Origin of the sequence: Collinsella sp. HCP28S3_E12, assembly GCF_052065595.1 — a bacterium.
In the GTDB taxonomy this organism is placed as follows: domain Bacteria; phylum Actinomycetota; class Coriobacteriia; order Coriobacteriales; family Coriobacteriaceae; genus Collinsella.
This window is the reverse complement of the sequence record NZ_JBQHTS010000014.1, coordinates 17,679-32,511: the sequence shown is the minus strand read 5'-3', so window position 1 is coordinate 32,511 and position 14,833 is coordinate 17,679. Positions and strand designations below refer to the sequence as shown.

The 14,833-nt window shown below is 61.1% G+C and carries 10 protein-coding genes; 5 read left to right on the top strand and 5 right to left on the bottom strand.

Features of this window, described 5'->3' with window-relative positions:
* Positions 1 to 70 precede the first annotated feature (70 nt).
* From ACTNBY_RS06680 to ACTNBY_RS06670, 3 genes are all read right to left on the bottom strand, one after another.
* The gene (locus tag ACTNBY_RS06680; RefSeq protein WP_432317693.1) at positions 71 to 1,432 is read right to left on the bottom strand and encodes an ATP-binding protein; all 1,362 of its coding nucleotides are present in this window, start codon (positions 1,430 to 1,432) and stop codon (positions 71 to 73) included.
* Between the two features lie 183 nt (positions 1,433 to 1,615).
* Positions 1,616 to 1,945, bottom strand: coding sequence for a TIGR04076 family protein (locus tag ACTNBY_RS06675; protein WP_441063893.1), 330 nt, complete (start codon positions 1,943 to 1,945; stop codon positions 1,616 to 1,618).
* Positions 1,938 to 2,762: a PfkB family carbohydrate kinase gene (locus ACTNBY_RS06670; protein ID WP_441048922.1), complete on the bottom strand. Its 825-nt coding sequence runs from the start codon at positions 2,760 to 2,762 to the stop codon at positions 1,938 to 1,940. Before ACTNBY_RS06670 ends, ACTNBY_RS06675 begins: the two co-directional genes overlap by 8 nt.
* Positions 2,763 to 3,437: 675 nt before the next feature.
* Between ACTNBY_RS06670 and ACTNBY_RS06665 the strand changes: the two genes are divergently transcribed.
* From ACTNBY_RS06665 to ACTNBY_RS06650, 4 genes are all read left to right on the top strand, one after another.
* A complete protein-coding gene (locus tag ACTNBY_RS06665; protein WP_441048921.1) occupies positions 3,438 to 3,944 on the top strand; it encodes a MarR family winged helix-turn-helix transcriptional regulator in 507 nt (168 codons plus the stop codon).
* Positions 3,937 to 5,751, top strand: a complete 1,815-nt coding sequence (locus tag ACTNBY_RS06660; protein ID WP_441063892.1) for an ABC transporter ATP-binding protein — start codon at positions 3,937 to 3,939, stop codon at positions 5,749 to 5,751. Before ACTNBY_RS06665 ends, ACTNBY_RS06660 begins: the two co-directional genes overlap by 8 nt.
* Positions 5,744 to 7,663: an ABC transporter ATP-binding protein gene (locus ACTNBY_RS06655; RefSeq protein ID WP_441063891.1), complete on the top strand. Its 1,920-nt coding sequence runs from the start codon at positions 5,744 to 5,746 to the stop codon at positions 7,661 to 7,663. Before ACTNBY_RS06660 ends, ACTNBY_RS06655 begins: the two co-directional genes overlap by 8 nt.
* A 344-nt stretch (positions 7,664 to 8,007) precedes the next feature.
* Positions 8,008 to 10,155 (top strand): Tex family protein, encoded by a 2,148-nt coding sequence (locus ACTNBY_RS06650; protein ID WP_441063890.1) that lies wholly within the window; start codon positions 8,008 to 8,010, stop codon positions 10,153 to 10,155.
* A 224-nt stretch (positions 10,156 to 10,379) separates the two neighbouring features.
* Here the strand turns inward: ACTNBY_RS06650 and ACTNBY_RS06645 are convergent, their stop codons facing one another.
* Entirely contained in the window at positions 10,380 to 11,084 is a 705-nt protein-coding gene (locus ACTNBY_RS06645) for a transaldolase (protein ID WP_441041423.1), read from the bottom strand.
* A 193-nt stretch (positions 11,085 to 11,277) separates the two neighbouring features.
* Positions 11,278 to 12,105, bottom strand: coding sequence for an HAD-IIB family hydrolase (locus tag ACTNBY_RS06640; protein ID WP_441063888.1), 828 nt, complete (start codon positions 12,103 to 12,105; stop codon positions 11,278 to 11,280).
* A gap of 75 nt (positions 12,106 to 12,180) precedes the next feature.
* On the opposite strand from ACTNBY_RS06640, the gene rlmKL reads away from it, so the two are divergent.
* A complete protein-coding gene (gene rlmKL, locus ACTNBY_RS06635; protein WP_441063886.1) occupies positions 12,181 to 14,748 on the top strand; it encodes a bifunctional 23S rRNA (guanine(2069)-N(7))-methyltransferase RlmK/23S rRNA (guanine(2445)-N(2))-methyltransferase RlmL in 2,568 nt (855 codons plus the stop codon).
* The last annotated feature ends 85 nt before the right edge of the window (positions 14,749 to 14,833 follow it).

Sequence of the window (14,833 nt, the reverse complement as noted above, 5' to 3'; positions counted from 1 at the left end):
ACTTTGAGCGTTCAAGTGCGCTCTAAACGGGAGAAAACCCACGCTCATGAATGTGACAAAGGGACTAGCCCTAGACCGGCTTGACCTCCAGCTTTATCCCCTCGGCGCAGGAGTCGCCCAAAACATCCGAAAGGGCCCAGGTCGCATATAGCGGCAAATAGAGAACTGCTCCGTTGCGCTCAACGTTGCCTCTCGAGAAAACAATCCCGAGCCTTACGCCATATTCAGCCGTATCAAGCACATGACCGAGCGCTGCGTGCGCGTGGTAATAGGAGCCCGATTTAACCTCGATCGGAACAGCCGTCCCATCCGGTCCATCGACCACAAAGTCCACTTCACCGCGCTTTTTTGTCTGATAGTAGTAAAGCTGGCGATTTTGGGCAGCCAGCTGCTGGGCCACCACGTTTTCGTAAATGCCGCCCAGGTTGGGCTCCTTGCTATCAAGATACGCCGCTTGGGCGACTCCAACGGGATAGCGCGCCATCAACATACCCGTATCCGATTGATAGAGCTTGAACTGCGATGGCCGTGCCGTCTTGAGCAGGGGCGATTTTGGCTCGGTTACGATATCGGCTTTGAGAGCAACGCCGGCATCGACAAGCCATACAAAATCTCGCTGATACTTCTCGTAGTGAGCCTTGGGGTCAATGGAATTGAGCACGAAGCGCTTGTTTTCGCCCTCGAGCATAATAGGGAGCTGATCGTAGATGCTCTGCACCTGAAGGGCTCGCCCGCTTGCATACTTGGAGATATCCCGCCGGTACTGTTCATTGAGCTCTGACTGTAGCTGACGAACAGAGGCAAGGTCGCCCTGCGTGTCAAGGAAACGCTGCACGACCTCCGGCATTCCGCCGACAACGGTATAGGTCCTGAAGTTTGCCATCATCGCGTCATGAATGTAATCAGGAATGGGCCTCTCGCTGATACACGCGTCACGTATCGTTTGGCGAGCCCCCTCGCTCACCCCGATTGCCCAGCAAAACTCCTCAAAATCGAGCGGGAACATCCTAAGCTCGTGGACATACCCCACGGGATAGGACCTGACGCCCTTGAACTGAGTCCCGAGCATTGACCCCGAAAACGCCCAACGGCACCTCCCGTCCTCAACAAGGAACTTTGCCATCGTCATGATGTCGGGGGCCTCTTGGACCTCATCGATAAACACGAGTGTTTTGCCTGGCGCAATCGACTTTCCCGAAAGAAGCGTCACCCTGCTGATGAAATCATCGGCATCCCGCGCCTCGAGAAGAGCATCTTTTGCCTGGCGGTTTTCCATGAGGTTAAGCTCGATGTAGGTTGCATGGTTGGCTTTGCCAAATGCGCGAATCGAATAGCTTTTGCCAATCTGGCGAGAACCCGTAATGAACAAGGCCTTTTGCTCGGAAGACTTCAGCCAACGCTCCAGCTCTGCCGCTATTTTCCTGCGCAGCATAGGCTCCCCCTCAGTGTCATCAAATGAAATGCAAAGTTTTATACGCTTAATTATCGATGAAACGCAGAATTTTTAGAACCTAAAATCTGATGAAATGCAGAGATTTGAGATTATAAGCAAAAAAGAAGGGGCACCACCGGCGAATGCGGCAAATGGACTGTCCCTTTGCCACATTGCGCTCAACTACTCGTCGACGATCTCGGCAAGCCAGACGTTCAGCGTATCGACCTCGGGGCAGCAGAACTTTGCCGTGCCGGGCTCGTTGCCGGGCACAGTTCCGCCATAGCGCAGAATGTCGATATAGGGAAAGCCAACGTGACAGGCCATGGCGCACATCTTGCCGCGATCGCGGTCGAAGTCGAAGACGTCGCCCGGTTTGTGACCATGGTGGCAGCAGCACGTCCCCAGCTGGTCCACGCAGCTCACGCGGATACGCGGACGCTTGCCCCGCGGCGCACCGAGCGGCTTGTTCTCGCCCGCAGGCTTGATGCCGCCCTCGCCAGCATTACTCATGGTCAATCACATCCAGGCAGGCCTCGATGGGAAGACCGGCCGACTTGTCCTCTTGGTCGGCATTGCGCTCGATAAGCTCGGCCACCACACGCATGGCATCGGACGTCGCGCGCTGCAGACTCCAACCTGCCATAACGCGGCCGACGAGCACTGCCGAGAACGTATCGCCCGTGCCCGGGAAATAGACCGGAATAAGCTCAAAGGGAATCGTAAAGTACTCCCCCGCCACATGGTCGTAACCGATAACCGCGTTCGTGCCATTGACCACGGTGCTCGTAATGACCACCGACTTGGCACCCAGCTCGCGCACGGCGTCCACAAGGGCGCGGGCCTCTTCGGGCGTAATTTGCTCGGCAATAGGCCTATCGGCAAGCAGGCACGCCTCGGTGTAGTTGGGCACCGCGTAGTCTGCGCACTCCAGCAGGTGCCGCATAAGGCCAATCGTGGACTCGGGCACGCCCGCATAGAGCTTGCCGTTGTCGCCCATGATGGGATCGACGAACACCTTAGTGCCCTTTTGCGCACGGCGGTGACAAAAGTCCGAGATGATGCGCGTCTCTTCCTCGGTCACGATAAAGCCGGTCGAGATGGCGTCGAACTCAAAGCCGAGTTCTTCCCAGATGGCAAGACTCTGACGCACGTACTCCGTGGTGTCGTGGATGTAGAACTTGGGATAGTTGAGCGTATCGGACACAAGTGCCGTCGGCAGATTGTGGATACGGTAACCCATGTGCGACAGCACCGGCAGCATGGCGGAAAGCGCGACCTTGCCGTAGCCGCACATATCGTTGATCAGCAACAGCTGAGTGTTCTTCATGAGAGTCTCCCTTGTTTCGGGCGCAGCGCGGCAGCGCCACAGTGCGACTAAGTGTAGCGCAGGGGACGTTGCGAGCGGAGTCGAGCGGCACGAAGGGCAAATTGTTGCGGAAAGGTTTCGGAAACGAGGGGCTAGCTTGCTTCATTGCGGCTCATTTGCCGCCACTTATTCAGTGCCATTTCAAAACTATGCCGGATTACGGGGCTGAACCTGAATGAGCCAACCACACCCCTTATTTTCAAATCATAGCGAACCTTCTACCTGCGGTTTTCTTTTTACCAATTTCGGCATGGTCGGCAATCCGTCATTCAGCCCCGTAATCCGGCATAGTTTTTAAGTTAGTCGTTGGGGACGTTCTTAAACGACTAGTCAAACAAGAACGTCCCCAACGACTATCCCAACAAGGGCAACGCCGATGTTTTGGCGAAGTCAGCGAAAACCCGCCAGAGTGAGCAAGGTGCCTTGAAACGAGGCGGCATTGACCTTCTGGTCATGCCGCCGAAGTTGAAAGGCAGATTGCCGCTCTGGCGGGTTTGCAGCGTCGAGCCGTTACGGCGTTTGGCAAAACGCCGTAACTATAAGTTTGGTACCTTGACATTGATTTCTCACGCTCCTAAATTGGTTAGGCACAAAACAATTCCACTACCTAACTAAAGAAAGGAGCAGCACTAATTTATGTGCGATGAACCTCTTAGCCTTTGTTCGCACGAGCCCGGCGGCGACCCGTCACAGCCGGCGGATGTACCCGAAGCGGTTAGCTCGGAAGACAAGCTTGCCAAGCGCATCCTCAATAACCTGGGCTTTTGCGGCCATTACATGCATTTTCATGGCGGAGGCGTGTCCGGCAAGGCGCCCATCATCTGCCTACTGGCCAAGCAGCCCGGCGGCGAGATGTCGCAGCAGGAACTCGGCATGCACTTCGGCCTCAAGCCGGGGTCGCTTTCCGAGATCCTGTCCAAGCTCGAGCTCAACGGCCTCATTGAGCGCAGCCGTAACCCCAAGGATCGACGGCAACTCACCATTCGCCTGACCGAAACCGGCCGGGAAAACGCCCGCATCGACCAGGCGGCCCGCATCCGCTTTAGAGAACGGGCCTTTAGCGCGCTCACCCACGACGAGCGCGAGCAGCTCGCCGAAATGCTCGATAAAATCCGCAAAACCTGGGAGGAACTGGATGATTAAAACCCTCATGGGCAGCATCCGCGACTATATGAAAGTCACCGTTGCCACGCCGTTGCTCGTGCTTGGCGAGGTGCTCTGCGAGATGCTGATTCCATTTATCACCGCCAACCTAATCGACGCCATCAAAGACGGCGCCACCGTAGCCGAGATGCTTCCCACCGCGGGCTTTTTGGTGCTCATCGCGCTGACGTCGCTTGCCTTTGGCGCCGCTGCCGGCGTCACCTGCAGCCATGCGAGCTGCGGGTTCGCCAAGAACCTGCGTCACGACCTGTTCTACAAGATCCAGACGTTCAGCTTTGCCAACATCGATGAGTTCTCGACCTCCTCGCTCGTCACGCGCCTGACCACCGATATCAACAACGTGCAGCAGGCCTTTATGATGATCATCCGTATCGCCGTGCGCGCGCCGCTGGTATTGATCTTCGCCTTTACCATGGCGTTTATCATGGGCGGCAGCGTTGCCATGGTCTACCTGGTTATCATTCCGCTGCTGGGCTTTGGGCTGTTCTTTATCATCTTTAAGGTGCGCCCCATCTTCTCGCGTGTGTTCCACAAGTATGACGCCCTTAACGAGTCCGTCGAGGAAAACGTCACCGGCATGCGCGTGGTCAAGAGCTATGTGCGCGAAGACTTTGAGAAGGAGAAGTTCGCGACCGCCGCACGCGACGTCCAGATGGACTTCACCCGCGCCGAGAAGCTGCTCGCCTTTAACAACCCCATGATGAACATCTGCGTCAACGGCGCGTTTGTCGTCATCATCTACCTGGGCTCCAAGCTCATCATCACGAGCCAGGGCACGCTGTTCGACGTGGGCCAGCTCTCCTCGATCTTTACCTATGGCTTCCAGATCCTTATGAGCCTGATGCAGCTGTCGATGATCTTTGTCATGGTAACTATGGCCGACGAATCGGCGCACCGCATTACCGAGGTGCTGGCCGCCGAGCCCACGATCGCCGATCCCGCCGTGCCCGTACGCGAGGTTGCCGACGGCTCCATCGACTTTGACCACGTGAGCTTTAAGTATTCCGCGCATGCGAAGCGCCAGGCGCTCGACGATATCGACCTGCACATTACGAGCGGCGAGACCATCGGCATCATCGGCGGTACCGGCTCGGCCAAGTCCACGCTTGTAAACCTCATCGCCCGCCTGTACGACGCCACCGAAGGCACCGTGCGCGTGGGCGGCGTGGATGTGCGCGACTACGACCTGGACGCGCTGCGCCACCAGGTCGCCATGGTGCTGCAGAAAAACGTGCTGTTTAGCGGCACCATCGCCGAGAATCTGCGCTGGGGCGACCCGAACGCCACCGACGAAGAGGTTCGCGAGGCGGCACATCTGGCCTGCGCCGATGAGTTTGTCGACGGCTTCCCCAAGGGCTACGACACCTGGATCGAGCAGGGCGGCTCCAATGTTTCCGGCGGTCAGAAGCAGCGCCTGTGCATTGCGCGTGCCCTGCTGCGTCGCCCCAAGATCTTGATCCTGGACGACTCCACGAGCGCCGTCGACACCAAGACCGACGCCAAGATCCGCGAGGGCCTGGCGAGCTACCTGCCCAACACGACCAAGCTCATCATCGCCCAGCGCATCAGCTCCGTGCAGGACGCCGACCGCATCATCGTCATGGAGGGCGGCCGCATCGCTCAGATCGGCAACCATGACGAGCTGCTCAAGACGAGCGAGATCTACCGCGAGACCTTTACCTCGCAAAACAGGATGTCTGCCGAGGGCGAAGGGGCCGTCGAGACCGACACCGAGGCATCCGCAACGCAAGCCCAGAACCAGGAAGGAGGCGAGGCACATGAGTAAGGCAACCACCGCCGAGCGCGCGCTCAACCGCAAGAGCGGCACCATGTCGCGCCTCATCAAGACGCTCTTTGGCTTCTACCCCGTGCTTTTGCCCCTCGTCGTCGCCGGCGTGGTGCTCTGCGCCGTCATCAACTCCATCGGCGCGACCTTCCTTCAGAGCGCCCTGCAGATTATTAGCGAATCGTGGCAGTCGGGCGATTGGGAAGCCGCACAGCCCAAGATCGCGCAGCTCGTGACCACCCTCGCCTGCATCTACGGCGTCGGCATCCTGTCCTCGCTGTTCTGGAACCGCACCATGGCCATCATCACGCAGGGCTCGTTGGAAAAGCTGCGCGAGAAGATGTTCAACCGCATGCAGGACCTACCGATCCGATACTTCGACACGCACCAGCGCGGCGACATCATGAGCCACTACACCAACGACATCGACACGCTGCGCCAGATGATCAGCCAGTCGCTGCCCAACCTGCTCATGACGACCATCGTCATCGTCACGGTGTTCTTTATCATGCTGTACTACAGCGTGTGGATGTGTCTGGTGATTATTGCCGGCGTCGCCTTTATGACCTTTATGACCAAGCTGCTCGGCTCCAACTCCGCGCGCTTCTTTATTGCGCAGCAGACCGAGCTCGGCGTGGTCGAGGGCCATATCGAGGAAGTCATGAACGGCCAGAAGGTCGTCAAGGCATTCTGCCACGAGTCTGCCGCCGAGGCCGATTTTGACGAGCGCAACGAAAAGCTCTTCGAGGTCTCGCAAAAGGCCAACATGTACGCCAACATCCTCATGCCCATCCTTATGAACCTGGGCAACCTGCTCTACGTGCTGGTCGCGCTGGCGGGCGGCATTTTCCTGGCGCTGGGCGTGCCCAACCTGAGCATCTCGGGCATGACGCTGTCCATCGCCGTCGTGGTGCCGTTCCTCAACATGACCAAGCAGTTCTGCGGACAGATCGGTCAGATCTCTCAGCAGATCAACGCCGTGGTCATGGGTCTCGCCGGCGCCGACCGCATCTTTGAGCTCATCGACGAGGAGCCCGAGGCCGACGAAGGCTACGTGACGCTCGTCAACGCGCAGGTCAACCCCGAGACCTGGCAGCTCGAGGAGGCCGACCACCACACCGGCATGTGGGCATGGAAACACCCGCACCGTGCAACCGGCGAGATCGAGTACGTGCCGCTGCGTGGTGACCTGGTCATGGATAACGTGGACTTTGGCTATACGCCCGACCACGAGGTGCTGCACGGCGTGTCCGTATATGCCAAGCCGGGCCAGAAGGTCGCGTTTGTCGGTGCCACCGGTGCCGGTAAGACGACCATCACCAACCTCATCAACCGCTTCTACGACATTGCCGACGGCAAGATCCGCTACGACGGCATCAACGTCAACAAGATTCGCAAGTCCGACCTGCGTCGCTCGCTGGGCGTGGTGCTGCAGGACGTGAACCTGTTCACCGGCACTGTGATGGACAACATCCGCTACGGCAACCTGGACGCCACCGACGAGGAGTGCATCGCGGCGGCCAAGCTCGCGGGCGCCGACGACTTTATCACCCGCCTGCCCGACGGCTACGACACCATGCTCACCGGCAACGGCGCGCAGCTGTCGCAGGGCCAGCGCCAGCTGATTTCGATCGCACGCGCCGCCGTCGCCGATCCGCCGGCAATGATTCTGGACGAGGCCACGTCGAGCATCGATACCCGCACCGAGGCCATCGTGCAAGCGGGCATGGATAAGCTCATGGAGGGCCGCACGACGTTTGTCATCGCGCACCGCCTGTCCACCGTGCGCAACGCCGACGCAATCATCTGCCTGGATCACGGCCGCATCATCGAGCGTGGCAACCACGACGAGCTGATCGCCAAGCGCGGATATTACTACCAGCTCTACACCGGAGCGTTTGAGCTGGAGTAGCTCAAAACAGCCCCTACGCTCCCAACGGAGCTCCCCGAGGGAGACGGGGTGTTTACTCCGTGCTCAAACATTCTCGCTTCGCTGCGAAACTGCGCGCGGAGCAAACACCCCCGTCTCCCTCGGGGAGCGCCTGCGCACACGGTCTTTTCTCGCAGCCTGAAAAGAAGTGGTGAGGCCCTGGCCGTTTGGCCAGGGCCTCGTTTTGTAAGGAGGGACTCCACCGTCTCCCGTCCGCAGTCCCGTAGCTAAAAAAGCCCCGTCCCAAAAAGACTGCTTTGGCAGAACGTCGGGTGGTATCCTTGGTAGCCCTGTGCTGCAAACGCACCTTAAACGCAAGGAGTCCCATGAATCTTATCGCCCAGCTCGCCCGCGAGCTCAACCTTCAGGCCGCCAACATCGAGGCAGCCGTCAAGCTCATCGACGAGGGCAACACCATCCCCTTTATTTCGCGCTACCGCAAGGAAGCCACGGGCGGCATGGACGACGTCGCCCTGCGCGCACTCGACGAGCGCCTGTCCTACCTGCGCAATCTTGAGCAGCGTAAAGAGGACGTCATCCTGCTCATCGACGCCCAGGGCAAACTCACGCCCAAACTCGAGCAGCAGATTCGCGAGGCCACGCAGCTCCAGCGTGTCGAGGACCTCTACAAGCCCTACCGCAAAAAGCGCATGACTCGCGCGCAGAAGGCCCGCGAGGCAGGCCTTGAACCGCTCGCCAACATGATCATCATGCAGGCCTCGGCCAAGGGCAGCGCACTCGACGCCGCCGCGGCATACGTCAACGAGGAGGCCGGCTTCGACACGCCCGAAAAGGCGCTTGCCGGCGCGGCGGACATCGTGGCCGAGACGGTGGCCGAGGACCCCGAGAACGTCGCCGACCTGCGCGCCTTTACGCAGAACACCGCCGACATCGTCGTCGAGGCCACCGACCCCACCGAGAAGACTCCCTACGAGCCGTACTACAGCTATGACGAGCCGCTGCGCCGTATTCCCAACCACCGCGTGCTGGCTATCGACCGCGGTGAGCGCGAGGGCAAGCTCCGCGTGCGCGTGAACGTCGACGGCACTGCCGCCACGGCACGCCTCGGCAGCCGTTGGCCCCGACGCCAGGGCGTGTTTGCGCCCGTCTTTGATGCCGCCATCGCCGACGGTTACAAGCGCCTCATGGCCCCCTCGCTGGAGCGCGAGGCCCGCGCCAAGCTCACCGCCCGCGCGCAGACCGAGGCCATCAACGTCTTTGCCAAGAATCTCGAGGGCCTGCTCTCGGCACGCCCCGTACACGGCGCCCGTGTGCTCGCACTCGATCCGGGCTACCGTACCGGCTGCAAGGTCGCCGTCATGGACGAGACCGGCAAGCTACTCGACCACGGCGTGGTCTACCCCACCAAGCCGCGCCACGACGTCGCCGGCACCAAGCGCGAGCTCGCCCGCCTCGTCAAGAAGGACGGCGTCAACACCATTGTCATCGGCAACGGCACCGCCAGCCGCGAGACCGAAGAAGTCGTCTCGGAGTTCATCGCCGAGCAGGCGCCTGGACTGCGATACACCATCGTCAACGAGGCCGGCGCATCGGTGTACTCCGCCTCCGAGCTCGCCAGTCAGGAATATCCCGACCTGGACGTCACCGTGCGTGGCGCCATGAGCCTGGGCCGCCGCCTGCAAGACCCGTTGGCAGAGCTCGTCAAGATTCCGCCTCAGTCCATCGGCGTTGGCCAGTACCAGCACGACCTTGACCAGGCCGAGCTTTCGCGCACCCTGGGACATGTGGTGGAGGACGTCGTCAACCGCGTGGGCGTCGACGTAAACACCGCAAGTGCGAGCCTGCTGGGATACGTATCGGGCATCACGCCGAGCGTAGCCAAAAACATCGTGGCCTACCGCGAGGAGAACGGCGCCTTTACCGATCGCCGCCAGCTTAAGAAGGTCCCCAAGCTGGGGCCCAAGGCATATCTCAACGCCGCGGGCTTCCTGCGCATCAGCGGCGGTAAGAACCCGCTCGATGCGACGAGCGTCCACCCCGAAAGCTACGAGGTGGCCACGGCCGTCCTGGAGCGTGCGGGTGTGGCGGCAAGCGAGCTCAGCCGCGGCGGCGTGCCCGACATCGAGCGACGCATCGGCAGCATCTCGGCGCTGGCAAGCGACCTGGACTGCGGCATCCTCACGCTCATCGACATCGTCAACGAGCTCAAGAAGCCCGGCCGAGACCCGCGCGACGACGCGCCCGAGGTGGTCTTTAGCCGCTCAGCACTTTCCATCGACGACCTGGAACCCGGCATGGAGCTCAAGGGCACGGTGCGCAACGTCGTGGACTTTGGCGCCTTCGTCGACGTGGGTGTGCACCAGGACGGCCTCGTGCATATCTCCAAGCTGGCCAACCGCTTTGTCAAGCACCCCAGCGACGTGGTGCGCGTCGGCGACACGGTCAAGGTGTGGGTCGAAAAGGTCGATCGCGACCGCAAGAAAATCTCCCTCACCATGGTGCAGGGCAAATAGCCGCCAAAGCGGACGTCCCCCTCTTCGCGGCGTGCAAAATTGCGAGTATTCAGCATCTCCCGATAGCCCCGCGGCGCTTCAGAGGGCCATAAAAGCAAAAACGGCCCCCGTTTTGGCGTTTTAGGGCCAAAACGGGGGCCGTTCCGCGCTTCAACCAGATGGTAAAAGTCTTTACCATGCTGAAAACTCGCGATTTTGCACGTCGCTGCAGGGGGTACCCTTGCTTAGGGCAGAATATGGAAACCCAAAGCGGCGATATCCTTGGCAAAACCGCGTACGGTATCGAGCGAAACCTCGTACGGGTCACGGCCGATGTTCTTGCGCTTGGCCAGGATGCTATTTGGCACCGTGATAATCTGGCAACCGCAGGCCTCAGCCTGGTAAATGTTGATGAGCTCACGCGTGGACGCCCACAGGACCTCGCAGTTGGGCTTGGCGGCGGCCTTCTTGACCGACTCCGTCATAAACGGAATGGGATCGACGCCGGTATCGGCGATGCGGCCGGCAAAAAGCGAGATGATGGACGGCGTCTCGGCGTCAACGGCCTCGACCATCTCATCGACCTGCGTAGGCGTAAAGATAGTGGTGACGTTGACCTTGATGCCATCGGCCGAAAGCTTGCGGACCAGCTCGGAGGTGGACTCGCCCTTGGTGGTCACGCATGGAATCTTGACGTAGACGTTCTCGGCCCAGGTAGCAATCTCGCGGGCCTCGACCTCCATGGTCTCGACGTCGTCGGCAAAGACCTCAAACGAGACGGACACATCGGTGATGTGGGCCAGAACCTCCTTGGCAAACGCGCGGTAATCCGTCACGCCACCCTTCTTCATAAGGGACGGGTTGGTCGTGAAACCCTGAACGTTGCCGTTCTCGTACATGTCGAGCATGCCCTCGAGGTTTGCACCGTCAGCGAACACCTTGATTGCCATCTGCCTGATTCCTTTCGTTTGCATACGGCCGATAAACTGCTAAACACTTTACCTACGTTTATTAAGGCGTGAACTGCGGTTTTTTATCTTCTCGGCGAACGGTATAAACACCTCAGTGTTTGGATTGATAAATCGATTGAGCATGCATAAGCAAAGAGTCGCAGTTTGAGCAAACGTCAGAACGCGGGATTCATTAGATAAGGCCGAAATGCTGCATCGCTGTGACGGTGCCGTCGTGTGCGACATCGTCGGTCACGTAGTCGGCGACCGCCTTGACCTCGGGCATGGCGTTGCCCATGGCGACAGCCGTCTCGACCGCAGCGAGCATGCCCAGGTCGTTGCCCGAATCGCCAAAGCCAAAGGTGCGCGCATTTCCTTCGCGGCCCAGATACGCCAGCGCTCGCGCCACGCCCACGCCCTTGTCAATGCCCTTGGGGCTCAGCTCGCGATTCTGACCACCGGTGTTGCACAGCTCAAACTCGCGATCGATAAAGCCGTCATCGTTGGCTACGCGAGCCAAACTGGGCACACTGAGGCATACCTTGCCCACGCGCAGACTGCCGTCGACGCGCATTTCCTCGGTGCTGTGCACCACAGAAGTGCCGATCAGAGACGACTGCTCAACGCCCACAGGCTCCAGGGCAAAAGTAGCCACGTTGGTCTCGAAAAAGGCCTCAATCCCTGCCGCGGCCATACGGCGCGCAAGCTCCTCGATAACGTCCTCGTCAAAGCAGTCCTCGTGTACCACGCGTCCCTCGACCTCGAGCGTGGCGCCTGCCATGGCCACGACGCCCGCGGGGTCGAGCGCACGCAGGCTATCGGCGATAAGCCACAGGGGGCGACCCGTGCAGATAAATGCCTTGTGCCCTGCATCGCGCAGTGCACGGAACGCCTCAACCACCGTCTGCGAGGGGCGAACCGCCGAAAAGTCCTTATCGGTCATATCGTCGGGATCGAACGACGTCAGCGTGCCGTCCACGTCAAAAAAGAGCACGGCGGAATCGGGGCACGCATCAATCATATGGGTTCCTTTCGGGGATAAGGGCAAACGAAGCATCCATCATATAATGGAGCGACGCAACCAGAGAGGTCACCCATGGAATTTTACGCAAGCTGCCCCGAGGGCTTTGAGTCCGCACTCGCCGATGAGCTTAAACGCCTCGGGCTTTCGCATGTCCGCCGGCTGAAGGGCCGCGCTACGTTTGAGGGCGAGCTCGAAGAAGGCTACCGCGCCTGTCTGTGGTCGCGCCTGGCGAGCCGCGTGTTCGTGGTTCTTGGGCGCTTTGAGGCGCAGGATGCCGACGAGCTGTACGATAGCGTTTACGACATCGCCTGGGAGAACATCATCCGTCCCGGCGCCACCATCGCCATCACCGCCCGCGGCGTGACCGAGCAGCTGCGCAACACACGCTTCTCTGCCTTGCGCGCCAAGGACGCATTGTGCGACCGCCTGGCCGAAACCACGGGCCGTCGCGCCGATGTCGATGCCGCCGATCCCGATGTTCACCTGCTGCTTTCGCTGCGTCAGCGCCGCGCGAGCATAAGCCTGGACCTTTCGGGCGACCCGCTGTTCAAACGCCTGCCGCCCGCAGCGACCCGCGCCGGCGAGGGCGCGCACGTGCTGCGCCCCGACTACGCCGCCCTGGTGCTGGCGCAGGTCGGCTGGACCGCACTATGCGAGCGCAAGTTGACGGCCGACGATTACGAGAACGAAGCCCTGCCCACGCTGATCGACGCCTCGTGCGCCGGCGGCGGTCTGCTGCTGGAAGCCGTGAACATTCTGACCGACCGCGCCCCGGGCGCTGCACGCGAGCGCTGGGGCTTTGAGGGCTGGCAGCCGCACGACGCCGCCCTGTGGGAGCAGCTGCTTGCCGAGGCACGCGAGCGCGAGGCGGCGGCGCGCGAGCGCCAGGCGCGCATCGTCGCCGTGGACATTGACCCCGCTGCCCGCAAGACTGCCGAGCGCATGGTCAAGTGCGCCGGCTACAAGCGTTTTGTCGACTTTTGCGCTGCCAAGCCAGCCACCGTGCTGGACCATGCAGGCGCTGTCGCCGGTGCCGCCGTGGTCGCAGACACCACCGAGACACCGCTTTCGCTCATGCACGACGCCATGACGCTGGTCGGCGAGCTGCGCCGCGCGCCCGAGCTTGCCGCGGCGCCGGTCGCCGCGCTCACCCGCGATGGATTGCTGGCCCGCTCGCTCCACGCCGAGCCCGAGCGCTCGATCGCCGTCATGCCCAACAACGAGGAGGCGACCGTCGAAGTCTGGCCGTCGCTCGACCACGCCGCCGCAGCGTTTGAGGCTGCGACCAGCGCAGATGCCGAGGCCGAGGTTGCGGATACCAACGAAGTCAACGACAAAGCCGCCAGCACCCCCATGCCCGAACCTGCCGCCAAACTCGACCTGGGCGACGGCAAGCCGCTGCCCGTGCTCATCCCCGAGTCCGAGCAGTTCGCCAACCGCTTGCGCAAGAACGCCCGTCTGCGCCGCAAGTGGGCAAAGCGCGAGGGCGTGAGCTGCTACCGCGTCTACGATGCCGACCTGCCCGATTACTCCGCCGCCATCGATCTATACGAGGGCTGCCCGCAGACGCCGGGCCGCTGGCTCGTCATCGCCGAATACGCCGCGCCCAAGACCATCGATCCCGCGCTTGCCCAGGCCCGCATGCTCGACATTCTGGCCATCGCGCCGCGCATCCTAGATGTTCCCGCCGAGCACGTGCACGCCAAGGCCCGCATGCGTTCGCGCGGCGGCTCGCAGTACGGCAAGCAGGGCGCCGGCAAGGGCGGCTCGGGCGAGCGCGCCAATATCGCACACCGTCGTCTGCCGCTCATCGAGGAGGGCGGCCTTACCTTTGCCGTCAACTTTGACGACTACCTGGACGTCGGCATCTTCTTGGATCACCGCGTCACCCGCAACCTGGTGCGCGAGCACGCCAAGCAGGCGCGGCGCTTTCTCAACCTGTTCGCCTATACCGGCACCGCTACCTGCTATGCGGCAGACGGCGGCGTCGAGGAAACTGTGACGGTCGACCTCTCCAACACCTACCTGGACTGGGCCGAGCGCAATATGCGCCAGAACGGCTTTGTTGGTCCGCAGCATCATTTTGTGCGCGACGACGTGCTTGCCTGGATTCGCGTCCAGCGCCAGACGCGCAACCGCTGGGACCTGATTTTTGTCGATCCGCCCACGTTTTCGAACTCATCAAAGATGGGCCGCCGCACCTGGGACGTCCAGCGCGACCATGTTGAGCTTTTGGCCGGCGTATCGCGCCTGCTCGCACAGGGCGGCCACGCCATCTTTAGCTGCAACCTGCGCGGCTTCCGTCCCGAGACGCGCAAGCTCGCGCGCGCGGGCGTCGTGCTAGAGGACATTACGGCGCAGACCATCCCCGAGGACTTTGCGCGCAACCAGAAGGTGCACCATTGCTATATCGTGCGCCGCCTGCCCATCGAGGACGCCATGGCCGAAGTCGGCTTTAGCGCCGAGGAGATTGCAGAGCGAACCGAAGAGCTGCGCAACCCCGAGGCCCGCAAGCCCCGCGCAACGGCGCCCGCGCACGGGCAGGCCGGAGACCGAGGGTCGCGCGGCGACGGCAAGCCTGCCTGCGCCGGCAAGCCCAAAAAGAAGAAGTTATACGCCAGCAAGCCCAAGGGCAGATAAACCAAGTTGCGGTGGAATACGGACTGTTTTGCCTGGAATTAGGCAAATTTAGACCGTATTTCACCGCAACTCATATTGGGATGGT